The organism is Bradyrhizobium sp. RDM12 (assembly GCF_051917485.1).
Lineage (GTDB): Bacteria > Pseudomonadota > Alphaproteobacteria > Rhizobiales > Xanthobacteraceae > Bradyrhizobium.
The window spans coordinates 4,612,704-4,635,525 of record NZ_CM133064.1 but is presented as its reverse complement, the minus strand read 5'-3'; the positions used below and the strand labels follow the sequence as shown (position 1 = coordinate 4,635,525).

The window sequence follows — 22,822 nt, the reverse complement described above, 5'->3', positions numbered from 1 at the left end:
GGCGTCTACTGGCGGCAACTCGACTTTGCAGGAACCGCGCCATGCCAAATCCGCCTCACCTCCCCAAAACCTTCAACCGCCTCGCCTGGTCCAACCTTGCGGCCCAGTCGGCCGAGCAGATCGCGCTGGCCGCGGCCCCCATCGTCGCCGTTCTGACGCTGGGCGTGGCGGAGGGCCAGACCGGCCTGCTCCAGACCGCCCTCACCCTGCCCTTCGTCCTGTTTGCCATTCCGGCCGGCCTGCTCGCCGACCGCATCTCCCGCCGCTCGCTGATGGCGGGCGCCGAGGCGCTGCGGGCGGTAGCGCTGGCAACGATCGTACTGCTGCTCGCGCTCGGCGCGCTCAACCTGCCGCTGCTGGCGCTGCTCGGCTTTGCCGCTGTGTGCGGCACCGTCGTCTACAGCGTGGCCGCGCCGGCCCTGGTGCCCTCGCTGGTGAGCGCAGAGCTGCTGCCGGCTGCGAATGCTCGATCGAGCTTGCGCGCACCATTGCCTTCGCAAGCGGGCCCGCGCTCGGCGGCGCGCTGGTCGGCTGGTGGGGCGCGAGCCCGGCCTTCGGCTTTGCCGCGGGCCTCTCGGCCATTGCCGTGGTGCTGCTCTCCGGCATTTATGAACCGGCGCGTGCGCCGGTGCCGCGGCGCCATCCGTTCCAGGTCATCCGTGAAGGCGCAGCCTTCGTGTTTCACCACCCGCTGCTGCGGCCGGTGTTCGTCACGCAATTCATTTTCAACACCGGCTGGTTCCTGCAGATCGCGGTGTTCGTGCCCTACGCAGTGCGCCATCTTGGCCTGACCGCTGCCGGTGTCGGCATCGTGTTGACGATGTATGGCGTCGGCATGGTGATCGGCGCGCTGTTCGCCACGCGGGTGATGAAGCGCATCGCCTTCGGCACCGTGGTCGGCCTCGGCCCGGTCACCGGCTTCGTCGCAGCCGTCGTGATGGCGCTGACGGTGCTGGTGCCCTCACCGTGGCTCGCTGGTCTCAGCTTCTTCCTGCTCGGCGTCGGGCCGATCCTGTGGGTGATCTCGACCACGACGCTGCGCCAGTCCGTGACGCCGCCGCGTCTGCTTGGGCGCGTGTCCGCGATCAACATCATGAGCTACGGCGCCCGTCCGCTCGGCTCGGCGCTCGACGCCATCGTCGGCGGCCTTTACAGTGCGGAAGCGTGCCTCTACCTCGCCGCAGCCGTGTTCGGCGTGCAGGCGCTCATCATTTGGCTCTCGCCTGCGGTAGCGCTGGATCGGCAGCCGGCCATGGTAGGGGACGAAGTGACGGCGCGGGGCTAATTCGCCAGATACCGCTCGTAGCTCCCGGTCACCGGCTCGCTCGCCTCGACCTCCGGATCGAGCGTGTAGAGATCCTGCGCGCGGCCGATGCCGCGTAGCGCGTAGCGGCCGGTGGAGACGAGATAGCGGCGGCCGGCAGCGTCGAGACCCTTGTAGAACTCTGCCGATGCCAGCAATTCGCGATCGACCGAGCGGCTCATCGAGGCGATGCGGCTGACCTCGTTGACGGTCGGTCCCACCACGGTGAAATCGAGCCGGTCCTCGCTGCCGATATTGCCATAGAAGACTTCCCCGACATGCAGGCCGATATAGGCCGACGTGGTTGGACGGCCGTCGGCCGCCCGGCGTTCATTCAGCGCCCCGACATTGTTGCGGAACAAATGCTCGGCGCGTAGCGCGGCGCGGCGGGCGTGAGCCATGTCCTCACCGGTGAACATCGCGAGCACGCCGTCTCCGATCAGCTTCAGCACGTCGCCGCCCGCGTCGTGGATCGCGTCAATCACGGCCTGGGCATAATCGTTGAGGAACGGGATGATCTCGTCGGGCGCAATGCTCTCGCTGATCCCGGTCGAGCCGCGCAGATCCGAATACCAGAGCACGGCATTGATGCGCTCGGTGACGCCGCGCGAAATGCGTCCGCGCAGGACCTGCTCCGACGCATCGCGTCCGAGGTAGACGCGCCCCAGCGTCCGCACGATGTCGACCTGCTGCGCCGACTTGATCGCGAGTCCCAGCACCGGCACCAGATCGCGCAGCGCGGCGAGTTCGGCTTCCGTAAAGCCATCCTCGCGGCGCGTGGTCCAGTAGGAGTAGAGGCAGTCCATCTGCCCGAGCGCTCCGGTCTCGCCGAAGCGGTGCACGAAAGCGAGGAAATGGCGGTGGCCCGTTTCGGCGAGGTCGCCGATTTGCGAGAAATCGAGCGAGGGCGCGTCGGCGAGGTCGATCAACATCTCGTCATGGCCATGCTCGAGCAAATGATAAAACACCGAGCGGCGCCAGTTCTTGGCCGCGTCGCCCTCGGCCGTCGAGCCGTATTCGACCACGTCGCTCTCGTTGGTCGGCGTGTCGCTCCAGCGGAAGGCGCGGCCCTCGTAGATCGGATGCAGCGTGTCGATGACCACGAGCCCGCGCGAGAGTTCCAGCCCTTCGGCCCGGCAGCGCTCGCAGAAGCCGCGCAGCAGTTCGGGTTCGGGCAGGCCGGTGAGCCCCTGGCCGGCGACCCAGTTCATCAGCGCAAGGCGCGAGGTCAATTGCATGCGCCATTATGGCGTGCCTTCGTGACGGGGAAAGGCCGGGCACAACCAGGGGCCCCCCTGCAGCAGGTCGAATATGTCGCGCGCGTGGTTGACGCGCGCGCGCCGCGGGCCGCAAATGCAAACGATGACACCGACGACCAGACATACGGCAACATGAGCCGGCGCCAGCTTCCGATCGTCCTGGCGCTCGGCACGACTCAGACCCTGGCCTGGGCCTCCAGCTATTATTTGCCGGCCCTGCTCGCCGATCCCATGGCGCACGACCTCGGCATCTCCACCAACTGGATCTTTGGCGCGTTCTCGGCCTCGCTCGTGATCTCCGCGCTGCTGGGGCCGCGGATCGGGCGGCAGATCGATCTCGTCGGCGGGCGGCAGGTGCTGTCGGGCTCGAACCTGACGATTGCCGCCGGCCTGGTGCTCCTTGGATTGTCGCAGTCCGTTCCGGTGATGGCGCTCGCCTGGCTCGTGCTCGGCATCGGCATGGCCATGGGGCTCTATGATGCCGCTTTCGCCGCACTCGGCCGCATCTATGGCACCGAAGCGCGCAGGCCCATCACCGGCATTACGCTGATGGCGGGCTTTGCCTCGACCGTCGGCTGGCCGCTCACTGCCTGGGGCCTGTCTCATATCGGATGGCGCGACACCTGTTTCGCCTGGGCCGCCGCCAACATCCTGATCGGGCTGCCGCTCAATTTCTTCTTGCTTCCGGCGATCAACGGCGCCAAGCAGGCGGCTTCGACCGCGGAAAAGCCGCATCTGCCGCTCAACCGCACCATGATCCTGCTGGCCTTCGTCTTCGCCGCGGTCTGGACTGTCACCGGCGCGATGGCCGTGCATTTCCCGCGCATCCTGGAGACCATGGGCGCGACCCATGTCGAGGCGATCGCAGCGGGCGCGCTGATCGGTCCGGCGCAAGTGGTCGCGCGCCTTCTGGAGGCGGGGTTTCTCAGTCGCTTTCATCCGCTGTGGTCGACGCGGCTCGCCTGCCTCACCCATCCGATCGGCGCAGCCGTCGTCGCCATCTTTGGAGCTCCTGCGGCAAGCGCGTTTGCGCTGTTCCACGGCTCCGGCAACGGCATCCTCACCATCGCGCGTGGCACGCTGCCACTGTCGATCTTCGGGCCGAAGGATTTTGGCTACCGCCTCGGCATCATCGGCGCGCCGGCGCGGATGGCGCAGGCGGTGGCACCGTTGGCCTTCGGTCTGCTCATCGATGTCATGGGCGCCAAGGTGCTGATGGTCTCGTCCGCGCTCAGCCTCTCGGCGCTGGCCGCCCTGTTCCTGATCCGCGCCGAGCGCACGCCCGATTGACCGCGCCACGGCTTTCGCGCACAACGGGCGATGGCCGAAGACAATCGTCCGCCCCGCACGTTCAAGGGCCTCCTGCGGTGGGCGGCGACGCCGCCGCAAGCCTGGGGCGTCTATCTCCTCGCCATCATCCTGGTCTGGCTCGTCTCCTTCTATGCCGGCACGCTGAAGCCGAAGAAGACGCCGGACACGAGCCCGCCGACTGTCACTGCGCCCAAGAACTAATCCGGAGAACTAATCCGGAGAGCTAAGCCGGCTTCGGCTGGCTGGTCGCGATCCCGATGCCGGCGAATACGGCGACCAGCCCGATCAGGAGATTTGGCGTGATCGGCTCGCCGATCAGCAGTGCCGCGAGCAAGGTCGCCGCGATCGGATTGACCGTCATGGTGTTGGCAACGCGCGTTGGCGTCGCGCGCGCCAGCGCCATGACCCAGAGGATGAAGGCGAGCGCGCCGCCGCCGGCGCCGAGATAGATTGCGGCGATCCACTGCGCCGTCGTGAAATGGTCGAGTGCGGCAAAGCTGCCCTTCGCAAGACCCACGATCACCAGCACCGCAGCGCCTGCGCCCATGCCGACCGTCAGAAAACCGAGCGCGCTCGAGCGCTGCATCAGCGGCGGCGACAACACGTTGTAGAAGGCCATGCAGAACACCGCGCCTGTCATGATCAACTCGCCGCGCCAGGCGCCCGGCGGGCTCTGCGCCAGGCCAACCGCCAATGCCGCGGCAACACCGAGCACGGCAATGCCGACGCCGATGATTTTGCGCGCCGTCAGCCGTTCCACACCAAGGATCGCGCCGACGACCATGGTGTGGAGCGGCAGCGTCGCCAGCGCGAGACTGGCGCGCGCAGCGGTCGTGTAGGAGACGGCGATATTGTAGAGGATGAAGAACAGCCCGAAGAAGCAGATGCCGAGCGTCATCACGGCCGGCCAGTCCGCGCTCTGCGGCCAACGCACGCGGAGCAGCAGCGCGCATGGCAAGAGGCAGAGGAAGCCGATTCCCCAGCGCAGGATAGCCAGCATGACCGGATCGGCATCGGTGACCAGATATCGGGTGATCGCAGCAGCGGTGCCGCCGATGCTGCTCGACGTCAGCGCGATCGCGACTCCGAGCCATTCCCCCACGCTTCGCCTCCCGTCCCGTAGCTTCTGGAGGCACCTAGCACGTCCCTGCTGTCACCATCGTGGCAACAGGTCGCCAGGAAAGCTACTCATAAAACTCCGGCGACATCTTCTGGCGTCGCGCTGCGCCTTGTCGTGGTTGATCCAGAGCTGCCCCTTCTCCTTGTCCAGCGTGTCGGCGATCTTCTGCATTGAGGCGACCGACTGGTCCTTGCTGACATTGTTGACGGGAACGCGCCGGTTCTCCCAATTGCTCTTGAAGTGGACAGCATCCCCGGAAAGCACGACCGCGCCGGTCTTCGGCAATTTCACCAGCAACGACTGGTGCCCCGGCGTGTGACCAGGCGTGGACAACACAGTCACGCTGCCGTCGCCGAACACGTCCTTGTCGCCCGCGAGCAGCTCGACCGGATGCGACGGCTTGAAGCGCGGCTCGTTGTTGGCGCCCGGCCAGTCATATTCGGCCTTTTGCACGTAGAGCATCGCCTGAGGAAACATCTCGACATTGCCGATGTGATCGGGATGCGTATGCGAGACGCCCATCGCCTTGATGTCGGCGGGCTTGACGCCGACCTGATCGAGCTGGGCTGCGAGCGTCTTCGGCCGCTTCCAGGTCACGGCCTTTGGATCGGCAGGTGCAAGCCCGTTCGGCATCGCGGCGACGGCGTCTGGGATACCGGTGTCCCACAGGAACCAGCCCTGGCTGTGCTTGATGAGGTAGCAGGTATCAACGAAATCCATCGACTGGCCTTCGTTCACTCCGGGTGACCAGCGCCCGATGTCCCCGGCAACACCCTCACCGCAATTCATGATGTAGAGTTTCTCGACACCGGGCTTTTGCGCGAACGCAGCCTGGGCGGACAGCGCGAGTGCGGCAACGGTGAGAGCGAGCGTGATCTTGCGTATCATCCTTGGTCCTCCTTGGTAGCGCCTTCTTGCTGCGACCGAGTATCAACCCCGCCCCTGCCGCAGAATTCCGCTTCCACGCGCTCACTCTGCGCGCGAGCCGCATATCTTTCTAACGTTCGATATCAATGAAACCGGCAATTGACAGTCCCGCGCGATTTCGCTGTAATGCAGTCATGGGGATTTAAGCGATCTCCCCACGAGGCGACATGCCCAAGTATCGCGTCCCGTTTCGTTTATGCGAGGACGCATCATGTCAACATTCACGACCATATCATCTGACAAACTAACACGGCTGATCGGCACAGCGAATGCCCCTGTCCTGGTCGACGTGCGGACGGACGAGGATTTTGCCGCCGACCCGCGGCTGATCCCCGGATCAATCAAGCTCAGCCACGATAATGTCTCCGACTGGGGCAGCGAACTTTCCGGCCGCTCGGCCATCGTCGCCTGTCTGCGCGGCGCAAAGCTCGCGCAGGGCACGGCGGCCTGGCTGCGGCAGCTCGGCGTGCAGGCCGAGACGTTGGAGGGCGGCTTCGAGGGCTGGAAGGCCGCAAAGCTGCCGCTGATCGACGCGTCAAAACTGCCGCCGCGCGATGCCAGGGGCCGCACCGTCTGGGTGACGCGTGCGCGGCCCAAGGTCGACCGCATCGCCTGCCCCTGGCTGATCCGCCGCTTCGTCGACCCCAACGCGGTGTTTTTGTATGTGGCACCGTCCGAAGTGGTCGCCGTCGGCGAGCGATTCAACGCAGCCCCCTTCGACATCGAGAACACGTTCTGGAGTCACCGCGGCGAGCTCTGCACCTTCGACGTCATGATCGAGGAGTTCGGGATCGGCACCCCGGCATTGCTGCGGCTGGCAACACTGGTGCGCGGCGCCGACACCGCGCGCCCCGACCTTGCCCCCGAGGCGGCCGGCCTGCTTGCTGCCTCTCTCGGGTTGTCGCGGATGTACGATGACGACCTCGAACAGCTCGAGGCCGGCATGATCCTCTACGACGCCTTCTACCGCTGGTGCCGCGACGCCACGGGTGAGACCCACAACTGGCCGACCAACAAGGTGAAGGCGTGATGGATATCCGGAACGCCCAAGTAGAAGCTGATGTCGGTCACGGCATCAGCTTCGAGAGGCTTTTCGCGTCTGGCTCCGCGTCGCCTGCCTGAGTTTTGGCGGGCCTGCGGGCCAGATTGCAGTGATGCACCGCATCCTGGTCGAAGAGAAGAACTGGATTTCCGAGGGCCGCTTTCTGCATGCGCTGAACTACTGCATGCTGCTGCCTGGACCGGAGGCACAGCAGCTCGCGACCTATGTCGGCTGGCTGATGCATCGCACCGCCGGCGGGCTGTTGGCGGGCGGGCTGTTCATCCTGCCCGGCATCATCGCAATCATGGGCCTGAGCTACGTCTACGCGGCTTACGGCAATGTCAGCTTCGTCGAGGCGCTGTTCTTTGGCCTGAAAGCCGCGGTGCTCGCCATCGTCGTCGAGGCCGTCTTCCGCGTCGGCAAGCGCGCGCTGAAGAACCGCATCATGATCGCGCTCGCCGCGATCGCCTTCATCGCAATCTTCTTCTTCGCCGTCCCCTTCCCGATCATCATCATCGCCGCCGGTTTGATCGGCTATGCCGGCGCGCGCGGCGGACGTCCGGAGTTCGCGCCCGCCGGTCACGGCCATGGCGGCAGCGGCGCCGTGATCGACAGCATGCTCGGCGAAGCCGTGCCCGAGCATGTCCGCCCCAACAACGCGCGCGCGACCCGGACCGCCGCGCTGTGGCTGTCGCTCTGGCTCGTGCCGGTGATCGTGTTGCTGCTGGTCCTCGGACCGGCCAGCGTGTTCAGCCAGATCGCGTTGTTCTTCTCCAAGATGGCGCTGGTCACCTTCGGCGGCGCCTACGCGGTGCTGGCCTATGTGGCCCAGCAGGCGGTCGAGCACTATCACTGGCTGAAGCCGCACGAGATGCTCGACGGCCTCGGCATGGCCGAAACCACGCCGGGCCCGCTGATCATGGTGCTCCAGTTCGTGGGCTTCATGGCGGCCTACCGCGATCCGAGCGGCCTGTCGCCGATGCTTGCAGCGGCGTTCGGCGGATTGCTCGCGACCTGGGTCACCTTCACCCCTGCTTCCTCTGGATCTTCGTCGGCGCCCCCTACATCGAGCGCTTGCGCGGCAATACCGGGCTAGCCGGCGCGCTCGGCGCAATCACGGCCGCTGTTGTCGGCGTGATCCTCAACCTTTCGATCTGGTTCGCGCTGCACACGCTGTTCCGCGAGACCGTGCCGGTGCACGCCTTCCCGCTGGATTTCGACAGGCCGGTGCTTTCAAGCGTCGACGTTCCGGCGTTACTGCTGTCGATCGCAGCCGCAACCGCGATCTTCCGCTTCAAGCTCGGGATGCTGACGGTGCTGGCGGGCAGCTGTGCCGCGGGCGTAGCGCTGCGGTTGGCCGGGGTGATCTAGGGCATTTGCATCGTCTCGCTGCGATCGCTTCGCCGGCGGCACCCACGTCTCATACCTCGGCGCGGTTCCTCGACTGGTCTCGCACACCCCCAAGCAGCGCGACGATTGGAACGCTGGCTGTTCGCCACGGTTAGCTGTCATTGCCAGTTCCGCGGATAAGAGCATGACTGATCTGTCCATTGATGCGCGCCTGCTCGCTCCCGACAATGATCGGCACCACGCAAACCTCCCGATCGTCGCCGTGGCTGCGGCCATTCTCCTCGCCGGCGCGGTGACCTTGTCAGGCACGATCTCGTGGCAGCACGGATTGTTGTTCCTGCTGGGCGGCGCGTTCGGCCTGACGCTCTATCATGCGCTGTTCGGATTCACCTCGGCGTGGCGCGTCTTCATCGTCGCGCGACGGGGCGCCGGCTGCGCGCGCAAATGGTCATGCTTGCGATGGCGACGGCGCTGTTCTTTCCCGCATTGGCGCAAGGCACATGCTCGGCCGAGCCGTGCATGGCGAACTCGGCGCGGTCGGCGTCGGCATGCTGACCGGCGCGTTCCTGTTCGGTCTCGGCATGCAGCTCGGCGGCGGCTGCGCATCGGGAACGCTGTATACGGCCGGCGGCGGCAACACTCGCATGGTGGTGACGCTGCTGGCGTTCATCGCGGGATCGACGCTCGGAGCCTTGCATCTGCCCTGGTGGAGCCGACTGCCGAATATCGGCACCGTCTCATTGATCGAAAGGTTCGGATGGCTGCCAGCGCTGGTGCTGTGCTGGATCGTGATGGCTGCGATCTATCTCCTCACCGTCAAGGCGGAGCTCCGCCGGCATGGCGCGCTCGAACCGGGCGCGCGGACAAAGCTGCGCGGAGCGCGCCGCTTCATGCAGGGGCCGTGGCCTCTGCTGTGGGGCGCGGTCTTGCTCGCGATTGGCAATTTCGCCACGTTGTATCTTGCGGGGCGACCATGGGGCATCACCTCCGCTTTCGCGCTCTGGGGATCGAAAGTCCTGATGGGAGCGGGCGTCGACGTTGCGTCATGGCCCTACTGGCAAGGCGCGCGCGCGGCCTCGCTGCATCAAAGCGTCTTCGCCGACATCACCTCCGTCATGGATTTCGGCATCATTTTCGGCGCGCTGCTGGCGGCGGCCCTCGCCGGCAAATTCCATCCGACGTGGCAGATCTCCGCCCGTTCGCTGCTTGCCGCGATCGTCGGCGGCCTGCTGCTCGGATACGGCGCGCGCCTCGCCTATGGCTGCAACATCGGTGCCTATTTCAGCGGAATCGCGTCAGGCAGCCTGCACGGCTGGTGCTGGCTCGTCGCGGCTTTCATCGGCAACATCCTGGGGACGCAACTGCGACCGCTGTTCGGGCTGGCCGTCGAACGGAACCGAGGCCCGGTGCCGAACGATAGGGTAACATCTACCGGACGGAACGAGCATTAAGGCTTACCCGATCACCCTGCCGAACTTGTTCGACTTCGGGAAACCCTTCGGCGGCAGGCGGCCGGCGTCGGCACGGGTGCCTTGCCACTCGGCGAGCTCCTTCATGGTCGCGGAGAATTCGCGGCCTGCGGAGTCCTTCCAGGTCAGGCCCGCCTTGGCCTCGAAGACCGCAACATCGGAGAGACCGCCGTCCTTGTACTTCTGCAGCCGCACGCCGCGGCCACGCGCCATCTCCGGCACCTGGTCGAGCGGGAAGATCAGCATCTTGCGGTTCTCGCCGATCACCGCGACGGTGTCGCCGAGCACCTCTGTGACCGTTCGCGCCTCGTTCGGCATGTCGACATTGAGGACCTGCTTGCCCTTCTTGGTGGTGCCGACGCAATCGTCCTCGTTGACTACGAAACCCTGGCCCTCGTGGCTCGCGACCAGGAATTTGCGACCGCCCTTGTTGACGAACAGCGTGACGGGAGCGGCCTCCGGCTCGAGGTCGATGTACTGGCGGATCGGCTCGCCATGACCGCGCCCGCCCGGCAGCTTTGCGACATCGAGCGAGTAGAATTTGCCGTTGGTCGCGAACAGCAGCAGCTTCGAGGTCGTCTCCGCGAAGAAGGCGAAGCCGAGCTTGTCGTCCTGCTTGAAGGCAAGCCCCGAGAGATCCTCGACATGGCCCTTCATGGTGCGGATCCAGCCCTTGTCGGAGACGACGACGGTGACCGGCTCACGCTCGACGAGGGCTTCCTCTATCGCGGCAAGATCGTGCTCGGGCGCATCCGCAAAAGTGGTGCGGCGCTTGCCGAGCGGCGTCTTGGGTCCGAACATGTCGCGGACCTTGCCGACCTGCTCGCCGACCTTCTTCCACTGCTCGGGCTCGGACGCGAGCAGTCCCTCGATGCCCTTCAGCTCTTTGCGCAGATCCTTGTCCTCGGTACGGATCTCCATTTCCTCAAGCTTCCGCAACGAGCGGAGCCGCATGTTGAGGATGGCTTCGGCCTGCACCTCGGTGAGCTTGAACGCCTTCATCAGCGCTGGCTTCGGCTCGTCCTCGGTGCGGATGATCCTGATCACCTCATCGATGTTCAGGTAGGCAATCAGCAAACCACCGAGGACTTCCAGCCGATGCTCGATCTGCGTCTTGCGATAATTACTGCGACGGATCAGCACGTCGCGCAGATGGTCGAGCCATTCGCGCAGGCACTCCGCGAGCCCCACCACCCTGGGCACGCGGCCCTTGATCAGCACGTTCAGGTTCAGCGGAATCTTGTTTTCGAGCTCGGTCAGCCGGAACAGCGATTCCATCATCAGCGCGGGATCGACGTTCTTCGACTTCGGCTCGATCACGATGCGGACGTCTTCGGCGGATTCGTCCCTGATGTCTCCGACCAGCGGCAGCTTCTTCTGATCCAGCAGTTCGGCGATCTTCTCGATCAGGCGCGACTTCTGCACCAGAAATGGAATCTCGGTGACGACGACGACCCAGGTGCCGCGCGTACCCTCTTCCTGCTCCCATCGGGCGCGAACGCGGAACGAGCCGCGGCCGGTGGTGTAGGCCTCAGCGATGGCCTGCTTGGAATCGACGCAGATGCCGCCGGTCGGGAAATCCGGACCCTTCACCCACTTCAGGAGCGCCTTGGATTTCGCATCGGGCTTCTCGATCAGATGCAGCGCAGCATCGCAGAGCTCGGCGGCGTTGTGCGGCGGAATCGAGGTGGCCATGCCGACCGCGATGCCCTGCGCGCCATTGGCGAGCAGGTTCGGGAAGCCGCCGGGCAGCACGACCGGCTCCTTGGACTGGCCGTCGTAGTTGGGACGGAATTCGACGCCGTCCTCGTCGATGCCATCGAGCAGAAGCCGCGCGACATCGGTCATGCGCGCTTCGGTGTAGCGGTAGGCGGCCGGATTATCGCCGTCGATATTGCCGAAATTGCCCTGACCGTCGACCAGCGGGTAGCGCGAGGAGAAGTCCTGCGCGAGGCGCACCATGGCGTCGTAGATCGCCTGGTCGCCGTGCGGATGGAACGAGCCCATCACATCGCCGACGATCTTGGCGGATTTCTTGAAGGCCGTGCCGGGGTCGAGCCTGAGCAGGCGCATGCCGTAGAGAATGCGCCGGTGGACCGGCTTCAGGCCATCGCGCGCGTCGGGCAGCGCGCGATGCATGATGGTGGAGAGCGCGTATGCGAGATAGCGCTCTTCCAGCGCTTCACGCAGCGGCACATCATGAATTTCGGCCGGTTCTTCCGGCGGAACGATTCGTTTTCCCATGCCGCCCGGTTAAACCGTGGAGGCGAATCGGGCAAGGATGGATTGGTTCGCTGTGGGCTGCTACTGCCCTGCCCAGCCCGCGGTCACGGTCGGCTGGACCTTGGCCTGAGCGGTGACAGGCGCATTGGCCAGGCAACGCCGGGCGGTCTCGATCTCCGCCTCCGTCGCGCCCTTGGACCGCGCCCATGCCTCTGCGGCCGCAGCGGAATATTTGGCGACATAGAACCTGACGACCGTGCAGGAGGCGCGACGAAACACACTTGGTTGCTCGCCTGCGAGAGCGTCCGGCGCCAGCGCAATCAGCGCTGCCGATACGATAAGTCCCTTGATCAGCATCAGGTTATCCCCGGTTGGAACCCAAGGGCCAATCCGGGAAACCCACTTTGGTTCCGCCAAAAGCTGCCTGATTGAGCAACACAGAGCCGCGCAGGCATCATGGCGGCGGAGAAATTGCCGCCTTTTCAGGGCGCGGGAAGAGCGGCTTTGGCCTGCTGCCGCGTCAGGGCATTGATGAATCCGGCGCGTGCGTCGGAATGGGCCTGCCCGCGTGGCTCCAGGACATGGCGCAGCAGGAACAGCCCGGTCAGCCGAAAGCCGTCCTGGAGATCCTGGTCGGTGAGCTCGCTTGCGGTTTCGCCATGGCGCAGGAAGGATGGCAGCCGCAGCAGCCGGTCGCGCCACGGCTCGCCCGCGCCGCGCGACACAGCGCCGCCGGATTTGGGAGAGACGTAGATCAGCTCCGTGGTTTCTCCGGTCACCGCGCAATTCTCAAGAGCGAGCCCGAAGCCAAGCTCGGCGAGCATCGCCAGCTCGAAATGGACGACGTGCACGGCGGCGCTGCCGATGTCGTCGAAATCGTCGAGCGAATGTTCGAGCAGCGCAAACATGTCCTCGTGCGGATCGCGCTCCGGCAGCAGCCGCGCAATCGAGGCCAGATGGGTGACGCCGTAGACGCCATGGGACGATCCCAGCAGCGTCGCCGCGCGCAGCTTCAATCCCTCCATCGCATAGGTGCCGAGATGCTCGTCGAGCCGCGCCCGCCACACCACGCTGACGCTGTTGCCGGGTTGCAGCAGCGGCCGCATCCGCGAGCCGGCACCACCGCGCACGAGACCAAGATGCCGGCCATGCTGGCGCGTCAGCAGTTCGACGATGGCGCTGCTCTCGCCATGCCGCCGCACGCCCAGCACGATGCCTTCGTCGGTCCATTCCATGGGATGAAGTGTAGCGTATTTCAGGTGATCGTAGGAGGCAAAGCGAAGCATGCCCGCCAATTCGATCTCATGCGTTGAACCAGCCCTGCGCGTCCCCGGTGAACGAGAAATACAGGCCGAGCCCCGTCAGCACGCAGGACACGATCTCGATGGCACTGTCGAGCTCGAGGCCCCGCTGGCCGAGGATCTGACCGAGCGAGATCACGGACAGCACCAAGGCTGCCGCCAGCACCCAGCGCGGCCAGTTCTTGCGCCAATGTGCAGCCAACCAGACGAAATAGACCAGCAACAAGATCATCCCGCCGGCGAGCAAGGTCGCCATCATGATCATCTGCTCGGTCATCTCGGCATTCGGCGTACGGTCCTGCACCGCCACAGACAGCGCATCCAGCATCAGCGACGCATAGAGCAACGCTTCGAAGCGCCGGACGTTCGTGGGCACGCTCATCGAATACCGATCTTTTCTTGCTTATTCCTTGGGAAATTCCAGGCCCATCTCGCGATAGCGATCGGGATCGTCACCCCAGTTCTCGCGCACCTTCACGAACAGGAACAGGTGCACCGGCACGCCGAGGATTTCGGCGAGCTCCTTGCGCGAGTCTGCGCCGATCGACTTGATGCTGGCGCCGCCCTTGCCGAGCACGATCTTGCGCTGGCTTTCGCGCTCCACGAAGATCGTCTGCTCAATGCGCACAGACTTGTCCTTGCGTTCCTCCCACTTGTCGGTCTCGACCGTGGACTGGTAGGGCAATTCCTGGTGCAGCTTGCGATAGATCTTCTCGCGGGTGATCTCGGCCGCGAGATGTCGCATCGGCGCATCCGACATCTGGTCCTCGGGATAGAGGAACGGACCCGGCGCCACCATTTCGGCAAGAGTGCTGCGAATATCGTCGACGCCATCGCCGGAGATCGCCGAGACCATGAAGGTCTTCGCGAAGGGCATCCGCTCATTGGCGGCCTGCGCCAGCGCCAGCAGCTTTTCGCGCTGGACCAGATCGACCTTGTTGATCACCAAAATCTTGTCGTGGTTGACGCTCGCGACCTTCGTGAGGATCGCCTCGGCCTCCTCGTCGATCCCGCTCTTGGCATCCAGCAGCACGCAGACGAGGTCGGCGTCATGCGCCCCGGTCCAGGCGGTCGAGACCATGGCGCGATCGAGCCTGCGCTTGGGCAGGAAGATGCCGGGCGTGTCGACCAGGATGATCTGCGCATTGTTCTCGATCACGATGCCGCGGATCAGCGCGCGCGTGGTCTGCACCTTGCGCGAGACGATCGTGACCTTGGCCCCGACCAGCGCATTGACCAGCGTGGACTTGCCGACGTTCGGCGCCCCGATCAACGCAACGAAGCCGCAGCGCGTCGCGGTAGGCGCCTCGCCGCTTGCTTCAGCCGTCATTGCCGCCACCAACGCCTTCGCGCTCGATCATGACGGAGGCCGCGACCTTCTCCGCCGCGCGCTTGCTGCCGCCGGTGCCTTCGGCCGGCGCCAAACCCGGCAGGTCCACCGCAACGCGGAACTCCGGATCGTGATGCGGGCCGGTGCGCTCGACCTCCCGATAGACAGGCGTCGGCAGCCCCTTCCCCTGCGCCCATTCCTGCAGCACGGTCTTGGGATCGCGCAGCGGCCTTCGCGGCTTGTGCATACGCTCGGTCCAGTTGCGCTTGACGAACTCGTCCGCCGCGGCATGGCCGCCGTCGAGGAAGATCGCGCCGATCACCGCCTCGCAGATATCACCGAGGATGGATTTGCGCAGGCGCGCATCGGCGCTGGAGCCGACCGAACCGAGCTTGATGTCATCGAGCAGACCGAGCGACTTGGCGACGTCGGCGCAGCTCTCCTTGCGCACAAGCTCGGCAAGCCGCTTGGACAGTTCGCCCTCATCGGCATTCGGGAAGGCATGATAGAGCATGTCGGACACCACGAGCCCGAGCACGTGGTCGCCGAGGAACTCCAGCCGCTGATAGCTGTCGCCGCGCTTGCGTCCGGATTTCAGCGCCGAAACATGCGTGATCGCCTGCATCAGCAGGTTCGGGTCAGTGAAGCTGTGGCCGATCCGCGCCTCGAGCGCCGCGTTCGCGTCAGCCCCCTTGGCCTTGCGGCTCCGCGTCCGCTTCTTCGCAGGTGGCTTGGATTCAGGTGGCTTGGATTCCGGTAGCTTGGCTTCAGGCGTTTTGGTCGCAAGCGTCTTGGTTGCAGCTTCGCCCTCACGAGCGGCTTGCGCCTCGATCGGTTGGATCACGATGTCCTTGGCTTCGTCTTTCATCGGACGATTTTGAAGAAGCGATTCCAGCGCACCGCCCACGGCCAGCGCCAGAACATCCAGGCATGCTCGCCTTCGGCGATCGAGAAGAAGATCATCTGGGCGCGGCCGATCAGGTTCTCCCGCGGCACATAGCCGACCTGGCCGAGGAAGCGACTATCGGTGGAGTTGTCGCGGTTGTCGCCCATCATGAAGAAATGGCCGGGTGGCACGGTGTAGACGTTGGTGTTGTCCATATAGCCGTTGTCGGCGCAATCGAGCGTCTCGTAGGAGACACCGTTCGGCAATGTCTCCTTCCAGCGCTTCACCCGCGAGATCCCGCCGCCTTCGGAGCCGCAGGGATCCTCGCCGACATACTCGCTCATGCGCTGGCGCTCGACCGGGGTGTCGTTGATGTAGAGCAGACCGTCCTTCATCTGGACGTGGTCGCCAGGCAGGCCGATCACGCGCTTGATGTAGTCGGTGGTATCGTCCTTCGGCAGCCGGAACACGACGATGTCGCCACGGTTCGGGTCCGAGCCCCAGATCCGTCCCGAGAACAGCGGCGGCGAGAACGGAATCGAGTAGTGGCTGTAGCCGTACGAATATTTCGAGACGAACAGATAATCACCGACCAGCAGCGTCGCCTTCATCGAGCCGGACGGGATGTTGAACGGCTGGAACAGGAAGGTGCGGATCACCAGCGCGATCAGGAGAGCATGGATCACGACCCGGATCGTTTCGCCGACGCCGCTTTCAGTTTTCGTTCCCGAAGTCACGCTCATTGCTCTCTCAATTTCGGCCGGCGATCACAGAACGCCCTCCTCCCGCGAACGGCCCACGGGTTCGCGGCCCAAGGAGAGTGTCCTGATTCTGATAGTGAGGGCCAATTCCGGCGTAAAGCCGAATTCGCCCAGCCTGATTTGCGTCCGCGGACTTTTAGACGGTTGTCGCAGGCCACGCAATCAAGGATCGTGTCAAAAACCAATAACTTGTTGATTTTTAACACGAATTATAAAATTACGACCGACCCTCAGGGCTTCGCCCGCGGCATGGCGGAAATAACCACGAGGGCCTGCGCCAACGGCCAATCGTCGGTAATCGACAAATCGATCTGGGCCTCGAATCCCTCCGGCGTCATGGCCTGGAGCCGGGCCAGCGCTCCCCCGGTCAGCCGCATGGACGGCCGGCCCCCGGGCAGGTTGACCACCCCCATGTCGCGCCACCACACGCCCTGCCTGATGCCGGTGCCGAGCGCCTTGGAGCAGGCCTCCTTGGCGGCAAAGCGCTTGGCGTAGGTCGCCACCACCATCTTCTCGTTCTTGGCCCGCCGCTCCGCCTTGGCCCGCTCGGCCGCGGTGAAGATGCGGTCCAGGAAGCGCTCGCCGTGGCGCTCCATCACCCTGGCCACGCGGGTGATGTCGATGAGATCGGAGCCGATGCCGATGATCATGCCCGGCTCCGCCCGATATCCATCGCCGCGCGCATCTTGCGCACCGTCTCGGCAAGACCAACGAAGAGCGCCTCGCCGATCATGTAGTAACCGATGTTGAGCTCCATGATTTCAGGCAACGCGGCGATCTTCTCGGCCGTGGCGTAGTCGAGCCCGTGGCCGGCATGGACCTCGAGCCCGGCATCTTTAGCGACCTTCACGCCCGCCACGATCCGCCGCCATTCAGCCTCCGCCTTGTCGCCGTGGCCGTCGACCACGGCATCGCACCACGCGCCGGTGTGGATCTCGATCACGGGCGCGCGCAGCTGCGCCGCCATTTCAATCTGCGCAGGGTCCGCGGCGATGAACAGCGAGACGCGGATGCCGGCATCGTTCAGCCGCGCAATATAGGGTGCGAGCGCATTGTGCTGCCCGACCACGTCGAGGCCGCCCTCGGTCGTCACCTCCTGGCGCCGCTCCGGCACCAGGCACACCGCATGCGGCTTGGTGGCGAGCGAGATGCGCATCATGTCGTCGGTCGCCGCCATCTCGAAATTGAGCGGCCTGGAGATCTCCGCCTTCAGCCGCGCCATGTCCTCGTCGCGGATATGCCGGCGGTCTTCGCGCAAATGCGCGGTGATGCCGTCGGCGCCGGCCTCGATCGCAAGCAGCGCAGCGCGGACCGGATCGGGATGGCGGCCGCCGCGTGCGTTACGGACGGTCGCGACATGGTCGATATTGACGCCGAGGCGGAGCGGAGATGCAGGCATTTCAGGACTCACGAGATCGGAGCAACAGGCGACTGCGACAGGGGCCTATCCATTAACACGTTCGACGCGGGCGACGACCGCCTTGGCGCGCAGCTGGGCCAGGATCGCGCTCAAATGCTTGAGATCGTAGACTTCGAGATCGATCGTCGTCTCCGTGAAGTCGGGCGAGCGGCGCTGCATGCTGATATTGTCGATGTTGCCATCGTGCTCGGCGATCACGGTCGCGATCTGCGCCAGCGCGCCCGGCTCGTTGACGTTCTCGACCTTGATGCGCGCCGGGAAGCGTTGCGGGGCGGAATCCTCGATGTCCCAGCGGACATCGAGCCAGCGCTCCGGCTCCTCCTCGAAATCCTTCAGCGCCGGCGACTGGATCGGATAGATCGTGATCCCCTCGCCTGGCGTGACGATGCCGACGATGCGATCGCCCGGCACGGCACCCCCGTTCGGCGCGAACTTCACCGGCAGGTCGGAATTGTTGCCGCCAATGGGAATCGCAACCGGCCTGCGCGACGGTTCCGGCGACTTCTCCTTGAGCTTGGCGGCCAGCCCCTTCTTGACGCCGTAGCGCGCGACGCGCTCCTCCTTGTAGTCGGGATACATCGCGCGCGCGACGTGGGAGGCCTTGATCTCGCCGCGGCCGACCGCCGCCATGACGTCCTCGATCGAGGTGCGCGCAAGCCGCGGCAACGCGCCCTTGAGCTTGTCGTCGGCGTATTCGATCTTGGCGCGCTCGAACAGGCGCTCGACGATGCGCCGGCCGAGGCCGACATATTGATCGCGCACCGCCGTGCGCGTGGCGCGGCGGATCGCAGCGCGCGCCTTGCCGGTGACCGCGAGCGTCTCCCAGGCCGATGGCGGTGCCGACTGCGCCTCCGAGGTCAGCACCTCGACCTCGTCGCCGTTCTGGAGTTCGGACGACAACGGCGCGAACTTGCCGTTGATCTTGCAACCGACCGCGCTGTTGCCGACGTCGGTATGCACGGCATAGGCGAAGTCGATCACATTGGCATGGCGCGGCAGCGCGATCAGCTTGCCCTTCGGGGTGAAACAGAACACCTGGTCGTGGAACAGCTCGAGTTTGGTGTGCTCGAGGAATTCCTCGGGGTTGGCGCTCTCCGAGAGGATGCCGATGGTGTGGCGGAGCCAGGCGAACGCCGTGGACTCGCGCTTGAGGAATTCGGTCGGCGAGCCCACGCCTTCCTTGTAGAAGACGTGCGCCGCGATGCCGCGCTCCGCGATCTGGTCCATCGCCTCGGTGCGGATCTGCAGCTCGACGCGCTGGTTGCCGGGGCCGATCACGGTGGTGTGAATCGAGCGGTAGTCGTTCTGCTTCGGCGTCGAGATGTAGTCCTTGAAGCGCCCCGGCACGACCGGCCAGGTGGTGTGGACGATACCGAGCGCACGATAGCAGGCCTCGATGTCGTTGACGACGACGCGGAAGCCGAAGATGTCTGACAATTGCTCGAAGCCGACCGACTTGCGCTCCATCTTGGTCCAGATCGAAAACGGCTTCTTGCGGCGGCCATAGACCCGCGCGCCGAGACCCCGATGGCGCAGATTGTTGGAGAGCTGGTCCTCGATCTCGCCGATCAGATTACGGTTGCGCTCGGCGAGCGCATCGAGCCGCTGCATCACCACCGAATAGGCTTCGGGATCGAGAGTGCGGAAGGACAAATCCTCGAGCTCCTCCCGCATTTCCTGCATGCCCATGCGGCCGGCCAGCGGCGCGTAGATATCGAGCGTCTCCTCGGCAATGCGCCGGCGCGATTCGGTCGGCACGAAGTCGAGCGTGCGCATGTTGTGCAGGCGGTCGGCGAGCTTGACCAGGAGCACGCGGACATCGTCGGCAATGGCCAGCAACAATTTGCGCAGGTTCTCGGCTTGCTTGGCCTCGCGCGATACCAGCTCGAGCCGCTTCAGCTTGGTCAGGCCCTCGACCAGCGCGCCGATTTCGGGGCCGAACAGCTGGTCGATCTCCGCCCGCGTCGCCTCGGTGTCCTCGATCGTGTCGTGCAGCAGCGCGGCGACGATGGTCGCGTCATCGAGCTTCAGGTCGGTGAGAATCGCGGCGACTTCGAGCGGGTGCGAGAAATACGGATCGCCGGAGGCGCGGGTCTGCGAGCCGTGCGCCTTCATGGCGTAGACATAGGCGCGGTTCAGCAGGTCTTCGTTGGTGCCCGGATTATAGGACCGGACGCGTTCGACGAGATCGTATTGACGCATCATGCGCGCGCGCGGCTTCGCTGGCCGTGCCACCGGCGCAGTCGGGGCCACGGCAACCGATTCGGTTGCGGCCTGCATCTGCGTGGGTCTGCGGCGTCGATACACCATGCCGTCCTGCCTTCAAACGGACCATGAGACGGCCCGTTGTATACATCCTAAGCTCCGATCGCCGACGCGGCCGATCAATTCAATGACAGGCGCGCGGCCCAACCGGCAACGCCATGGTAACCACGAAAACGCCAACAAAAGCAAAGGCCCGAACGCGGGTTCGGGCCTTTGATAAGATCACAAGAAGTCGACGATCACGATGGGACGATTACTCGTCCTCTTCGGGCTGCTCTTCCGGCGGCGCCAGGCCTTCGAGGCCCTTCAGGAGCTCCTCTTCGGTCATGCGCTCCACAGCGACTTCGGTATCGTCGGCATCGACGCTGGCGCCGGCGGAACCGATCAGCGGCACCGTATCCGGCTCGGGCTCGTCCACCTCCACGAACTTCTGGAGGGAGTGCACCAGCTCCTCGCGGAGATCCTCCGGCGAGATGGTTTCGTCGGCAATTTCACGCAAAGATACAACAGGGTTCTTGTCATTATCGCGGTCAACCGTTAGTTGTGAACCGGACGAAATCATGCGGGCACGGTGGGCGGCCAGCAGGACCAGGTCAAACCGGTTGTCGACCTTGTCGATACAATCTTCTACGGTGACGCGAGCCATAGACTGTCGCTCCGTTGTGGGTGGGACGAAATATGTGGATGATTGGGGGTAGTTATAGGGGCCGGGGCGGTTTCGCAAGGCAAATTTGTGATTTGGCCTCGCCAAACGCCTCTGCTACCTCCACATTGGGGTTGCGATGGATGGTTTGCCGGGCTGCCGCTGAGGGTGGCGCCGGGTCTCTGAAAGTCCGCCATAACTATACCTTGATTGCCCTGACTTCTCCGGATTTGCGGTTTCGACGGGTTTCGGCAGGACTTTGAACTGCGCGGCTTGCTGCCGCTGCGCCAACAACAAACGATTTATCACGAACACGACGCGAGCAAACTGAATGTCACCTTCCCCTACCAACAAGATCGCGCTCTTCATCGACGGGGCTAATCTTTACGCAACGGCGAAAACTCTCGGCTTCGACATCGACTACAAGCGCCTTCTGAAGGAATTTCAGAGCCGCGGGACGTTGTTGCGGGCGTTCTACTACACGGCGATCATCGAGGATCAGGAATATTCCTCGATCCGTCCCCTGATCGACTGGCTCGATTACAACGGCTACACGGTCGTCACCAAGGCGACCAAGGAATTCATCGACGCCTCCGGCCGCCGCAAGGTCAAGGGCAACATGGACATCGAGCTCGCGGTCGATGCCATGGAGCTCGCCGAGCACATCGACCAGATGGTGCTGTTCTCGGGTGACGGCGACTTCCGCTCGCTGGTCGAAGCCGTGCAGCGCCGTGGCGTACGGGTCACGGTGATCTCCACGATCGCCAGCCAGCCGCCGATGATCGCCGACGAGCTGCGCCGCCAGGCCGACGTCTTCACCGACCTCGTCGAGTTGCAGTCCAAGCTTGGCCGTGATCCGTCCGAGCGCCCTGCCCCGCGTGATCGCGGCGAGCGCGAGGCGCGCCACCACGCCCCGCAGTTCCTCCAGCGCGCGACCACGATGGCGCCGAGGGGCGATGACGACTTCGAGGAGTGAGGCGGCCCGGCCCAGCCGCCAGGCCCCCGCCCTCGTTCCCGACCGTGACTGTCCTCTCTGTCCGCGCCTGGTCGCCTTTCGCGAGGCGAACCGCGCGCGCGAGCCGCTCTGGCACAACGCTCCGGTTGCCCCGTTCGGCGACATCACGGCGCGCCTCCTGATCGTCGGTCTCGCGCCCGGCATGCAGGGCGCCAACCGCACCGGCCGCCCCTTCACCGGCGACTATGCCGGCGATCTGCTCTACGCCACGCTGCTGGAGTACGGATTTGCCAAGGGCAGCTATCAGGCCCGGCCTGACGACGGCATGAAGCTGGTCGACTGCCGCATCGCCAATGCCGTGCATTGCGTTCCGCCGCAGAACAAGCCGCTGCCGGTCGAGATCAACACCTGTCGCCAGTTTCTCATCGCAGAATCTCGAGACGATGCCGAAGCTGCGCGCGATCATCGCGCTCGGGCGGATCGCGCATGACAGCGTGCTGAAGCCGCTGAAGCTGAAGGCCTCGCAGACGCCCTTCGGCCACGGCGCCGTGCACCAGGCTGGCCGGTTCAAGCTCTACGACAGCTATCATTGCTCCCGGTACAACACGAACACCGGCGTGCTGACGACGGACATGTTCCGTGGCGTGTTCGCAAAGGTGAAGGCCGACCTCGACTAGGTCTTGACGGGATTGGCCTTCAGCCAGTCCAGCACATCGCCCGCGTTCCGGTCGGGCGGAAATACCGGATAGAACACATGGCTGATCCTGGCGTCGTCGACGATCAGCGCGAGACGCTTAATCAGCGTCAGGCCCGCGACTTCCAGGGTCGGCAGATTGAGGGCGCGCGGAGCGCCAGCTTCTCGTCCGAGAGCACCGGAAACGGCAGATGCAGCCGCGACGCCATTTCGGTCTGGTAGGCGTTGCTCTGGGTCGAAAGGCCGTAGACCTGGGCAGCGCCGGCCGCTTTCAGCTCGGCGAACAGGTCGCGAAACGCACATGTCTGCGGCGTGCAGCCTCGCGCCCCGGGGATCATGTCCCAATCATCGACCAGCGCGATTTTGCCGGGCTCGCCGGTGCGCGGATAGGCGAACACCACGGTGCGGCCCTGGAGCGCCGACAGATCGACCGAATTGTCATCGGTCGCACGCAGGCTGATCGCAGGCAGCGTCAGGCCTTTCAGATGCGCGGCACCACCGTCGTCGGCGGGCGCGGGAATCTGGCTCCAATCGACCTCGAGCAGGTTCTTCTGAGACATCCC

17 protein-coding genes and 6 pseudogenes are annotated in these 22,822 nt (G+C 64.9%); 8 read left to right on the top strand and 15 right to left on the bottom strand.

Translation table 11 applies throughout. The annotated features are described in order from the left end of the window. Positions 1 to 119 precede the first annotated feature (119 nt). Positions 120 to 1,285: pseudogene (locus tag ACTGJ9_RS22600) on the top strand (MFS transporter). On the opposite strand, the gene ACTGJ9_RS22595 reads toward ACTGJ9_RS22600, so the two are convergent. Then, positions 1,282 to 2,541, bottom strand: a complete 1,260-nt coding sequence (locus tag ACTGJ9_RS22595) for an adenylate/guanylate cyclase domain-containing protein (protein ID WP_456672895.1) — start codon at positions 2,539 to 2,541, stop codon at positions 1,282 to 1,284. The pseudogene ACTGJ9_RS22600 and the gene ACTGJ9_RS22595 overlap by 4 nt on opposite strands. Before the next feature lie 153 nt (positions 2,542 to 2,694). On the opposite strand from ACTGJ9_RS22595, the gene ACTGJ9_RS22590 reads away from it, so the two are divergent. Next, the gene (locus ACTGJ9_RS22590) at positions 2,695 to 3,852 is read left to right on the top strand and encodes an MFS transporter (RefSeq protein WP_456678594.1); all 1,158 of its coding nucleotides are present in this window, start codon (positions 2,695 to 2,697) and stop codon (positions 3,850 to 3,852) included. A 30-nt stretch (positions 3,853 to 3,882) separates the two neighbouring features. Beyond that, positions 3,883 to 4,074: a hypothetical protein gene (locus ACTGJ9_RS22585; RefSeq protein WP_456672894.1), complete on the top strand. Its 192-nt coding sequence runs from the start codon at positions 3,883 to 3,885 to the stop codon at positions 4,072 to 4,074. A 22-nt stretch (positions 4,075 to 4,096) separates the two neighbouring features. On the opposite strand, the gene ACTGJ9_RS22580 is transcribed toward ACTGJ9_RS22585, so the two are convergent. Continuing rightward, positions 4,097 to 4,975, bottom strand: a complete 879-nt coding sequence (locus tag ACTGJ9_RS22580; protein ID WP_456672893.1) for a DMT family transporter — start codon at positions 4,973 to 4,975, stop codon at positions 4,097 to 4,099. An 82-nt stretch (positions 4,976 to 5,057) separates the two neighbouring features. Next, a pseudogene (locus tag ACTGJ9_RS22575) lies at positions 5,058 to 5,881 on the bottom strand (N-acyl homoserine lactonase family protein). Between the two features lie 250 nt (positions 5,882 to 6,131). Between ACTGJ9_RS22575 and ACTGJ9_RS22570 the strand changes: the two are divergent. The 3 genes and pseudogenes from ACTGJ9_RS22570 (at position 6,132) to ACTGJ9_RS22560 (ending at position 9,763) form a co-directional block, all read left to right on the top strand. Then, positions 6,132 to 6,950: a chromate resistance protein ChrB domain-containing protein gene (locus ACTGJ9_RS22570; protein WP_456672892.1), complete on the top strand. Its 819-nt coding sequence runs from the start codon at positions 6,132 to 6,134 to the stop codon at positions 6,948 to 6,950. After that, positions 6,950 to 8,333 (top strand): annotated as a pseudogene (chrA, locus tag ACTGJ9_RS22565) (chromate efflux transporter). The gene ACTGJ9_RS22570 and the pseudogene chrA overlap by 1 nt, the downstream one beginning before the upstream one ends. Positions 8,334 to 8,496: 163 nt before the next feature. Continuing rightward, positions 8,497 to 9,763 (top strand): annotated as a pseudogene (locus ACTGJ9_RS22560) (YeeE/YedE family protein). Positions 9,764 to 9,766: 3 nt separating this feature from the next. On the opposite strand, the gene parC reads toward ACTGJ9_RS22560, so the two are convergent. From parC to rpoZ, 11 genes are all read right to left on the bottom strand, one after another. Then, positions 9,767 to 12,025, bottom strand: a complete 2,259-nt coding sequence (gene parC, locus ACTGJ9_RS22555) for a DNA topoisomerase IV subunit A (RefSeq protein ID WP_456672891.1) — start codon at positions 12,023 to 12,025, stop codon at positions 9,767 to 9,769. Between the two features lie 60 nt (positions 12,026 to 12,085). Continuing rightward, a complete protein-coding gene (locus tag ACTGJ9_RS22550) occupies positions 12,086 to 12,361 on the bottom strand; it encodes a hypothetical protein (RefSeq protein WP_456672890.1) in 276 nt (91 codons plus the stop codon). Between the two features lie 125 nt (positions 12,362 to 12,486). Further along, positions 12,487 to 13,239, bottom strand: coding sequence for a DNA repair protein RecO (recO, locus tag ACTGJ9_RS22545; protein WP_456678593.1), 753 nt, complete (start codon positions 13,237 to 13,239; stop codon positions 12,487 to 12,489). Positions 13,240 to 13,306: 67 nt separating this feature from the next. Beyond that, a complete protein-coding gene (locus ACTGJ9_RS22540) occupies positions 13,307 to 13,687 on the bottom strand; it encodes a hypothetical protein (RefSeq protein ID WP_456672889.1) in 381 nt (126 codons plus the stop codon). Between the two features lie 21 nt (positions 13,688 to 13,708). Next, on the bottom strand, positions 13,709 to 14,635 hold the full coding sequence (gene era / locus ACTGJ9_RS22535; protein ID WP_456672888.1) for a GTPase Era: 927 nt from the start codon (positions 14,633 to 14,635) through the stop codon (positions 13,709 to 13,711). Beyond that, positions 14,625 to 15,503, bottom strand: a complete 879-nt coding sequence (gene rnc / locus ACTGJ9_RS22530; protein ID WP_456672887.1) for a ribonuclease III — start codon at positions 15,501 to 15,503, stop codon at positions 14,625 to 14,627. The genes era and rnc overlap by 11 nt, the downstream gene beginning before the upstream one ends. After that, positions 15,500 to 16,264 carry a signal peptidase I gene (lepB, locus tag ACTGJ9_RS22525; RefSeq protein WP_456672886.1) on the bottom strand — a complete coding sequence of 255 codons (765 nt, stop codon included), beginning with the start codon at positions 16,262 to 16,264 and terminating at the stop codon, positions 15,500 to 15,502. Before lepB ends, rnc begins: the two co-directional genes overlap by 4 nt. Positions 16,265 to 16,512: 248 nt before the next feature. Then, positions 16,513 to 16,932, bottom strand: coding sequence for a holo-ACP synthase (gene acpS / locus ACTGJ9_RS22520; protein WP_456672885.1), 420 nt, complete (start codon positions 16,930 to 16,932; stop codon positions 16,513 to 16,515). Beyond that, a complete protein-coding gene (locus ACTGJ9_RS22515) occupies positions 16,929 to 17,681 on the bottom strand; it encodes a pyridoxine 5'-phosphate synthase (RefSeq protein ID WP_456672884.1) in 753 nt (250 codons plus the stop codon). Before ACTGJ9_RS22515 ends, acpS begins: the two co-directional genes overlap by 4 nt. Positions 17,682 to 17,726: 45 nt before the next feature. After that, a complete protein-coding gene (locus tag ACTGJ9_RS22510; protein WP_456672883.1) occupies positions 17,727 to 20,012 on the bottom strand; it encodes a RelA/SpoT family protein in 2,286 nt (761 codons plus the stop codon). Between the two features lie 208 nt (positions 20,013 to 20,220). Next, entirely contained in the window at positions 20,221 to 20,613 is a 393-nt protein-coding gene (rpoZ, locus tag ACTGJ9_RS22505) for a DNA-directed RNA polymerase subunit omega (protein ID WP_014494742.1), read from the bottom strand. 328 nt (positions 20,614 to 20,941) lie between these two features. Here rpoZ and ACTGJ9_RS22500 point away from each other — a divergent pair, with 328 nt between their 5' ends. Next, on the top strand, positions 20,942 to 21,586 hold the full coding sequence (locus tag ACTGJ9_RS22500; protein ID WP_148773836.1) for a LabA-like NYN domain-containing protein: 645 nt from the start codon (positions 20,942 to 20,944) through the stop codon (positions 21,584 to 21,586). Further along, positions 21,567 to 22,242 (top strand): annotated as a pseudogene (locus ACTGJ9_RS22495) (uracil-DNA glycosylase). Before ACTGJ9_RS22500 ends, ACTGJ9_RS22495 begins: the two are co-directional and overlap by 20 nt. Here the strand turns inward: ACTGJ9_RS22495 and ACTGJ9_RS22490 are convergent. Further along, positions 22,239 to 22,819, bottom strand: a pseudogene (locus ACTGJ9_RS22490) (peroxiredoxin). The pseudogenes ACTGJ9_RS22495 and ACTGJ9_RS22490 overlap by 4 nt on opposite strands. Positions 22,820 to 22,822 lie beyond the last annotated feature (3 nt).

What these genes read in the sequence shown, in the direction of transcription:
- ACTGJ9_RS22570 (WP_456672892.1), top strand. Translation starts at nt 6,132, where the DNA reads ATGTCAACATTCACGACCATATCATCTGACAAACTAACACGGCTGATC.
- ACTGJ9_RS22590 (WP_456678594.1), top strand. Translation starts at nt 2,695, where the DNA reads ATGAGCCGGCGCCAGCTTCCGATCGTCCTGGCGCTCGGCACGACTCAG.
- recO (WP_456678593.1), bottom strand. Translation starts at nt 13,239, where the DNA reads ATGGAATGGACCGACGAAGGCATCGTGCTGGGCGTGCGGCGGCATGGC.
- ACTGJ9_RS22515 (WP_456672884.1), bottom strand. Translation starts at nt 17,681, where the DNA reads ATGCCTGCATCTCCGCTCCGCCTCGGCGTCAATATCGACCATGTCGCG.
- rpoZ (WP_014494742.1), bottom strand. Translation starts at nt 20,613, where the DNA reads ATGGCTCGCGTCACCGTAGAAGATTGTATCGACAAGGTCGACAACCGG.
- ACTGJ9_RS22510 (WP_456672883.1), bottom strand. Translation starts at nt 20,012, where the DNA reads ATGGTGTATCGACGCCGCAGACCCACGCAGATGCAGGCCGCAACCGAA.
- parC (WP_456672891.1), bottom strand. Translation starts at nt 12,025, where the DNA reads ATGGGAAAACGAATCGTTCCGCCGGAAGAACCGGCCGAAATTCATGAT.
- ACTGJ9_RS22550 (WP_456672890.1), bottom strand. Translation starts at nt 12,361, where the DNA reads ATGCTGATCAAGGGACTTATCGTATCGGCAGCGCTGATTGCGCTGGCG.
- ACTGJ9_RS22585 (WP_456672894.1), top strand. Translation starts at nt 3,883, where the DNA reads ATGGCCGAAGACAATCGTCCGCCCCGCACGTTCAAGGGCCTCCTGCGG.
- ACTGJ9_RS22595 (WP_456672895.1), bottom strand. Translation starts at nt 2,541, where the DNA reads ATGCAATTGACCTCGCGCCTTGCGCTGATGAACTGGGTCGCCGGCCAG.
- ACTGJ9_RS22540 (WP_456672889.1), bottom strand. Translation starts at nt 13,687, where the DNA reads ATGAGCGTGCCCACGAACGTCCGGCGCTTCGAAGCGTTGCTCTATGCG.
- era (WP_456672888.1), bottom strand. Translation starts at nt 14,635, where the DNA reads ATGACGGCTGAAGCAAGCGGCGAGGCGCCTACCGCGACGCGCTGCGGC.
- rnc (WP_456672887.1), bottom strand. Translation starts at nt 15,503, where the DNA reads ATGAAAGACGAAGCCAAGGACATCGTGATCCAACCGATCGAGGCGCAA.
- acpS (WP_456672885.1), bottom strand. Translation starts at nt 16,932, where the DNA reads ATGATCATCGGCATCGGCTCCGATCTCATCGACATCACCCGCGTGGCC.
- ACTGJ9_RS22500 (WP_148773836.1), top strand. Translation starts at nt 20,942, where the DNA reads ATGTCACCTTCCCCTACCAACAAGATCGCGCTCTTCATCGACGGGGCT.
- lepB (WP_456672886.1), bottom strand. Translation starts at nt 16,264, where the DNA reads ATGAGCGTGACTTCGGGAACGAAAACTGAAAGCGGCGTCGGCGAAACG.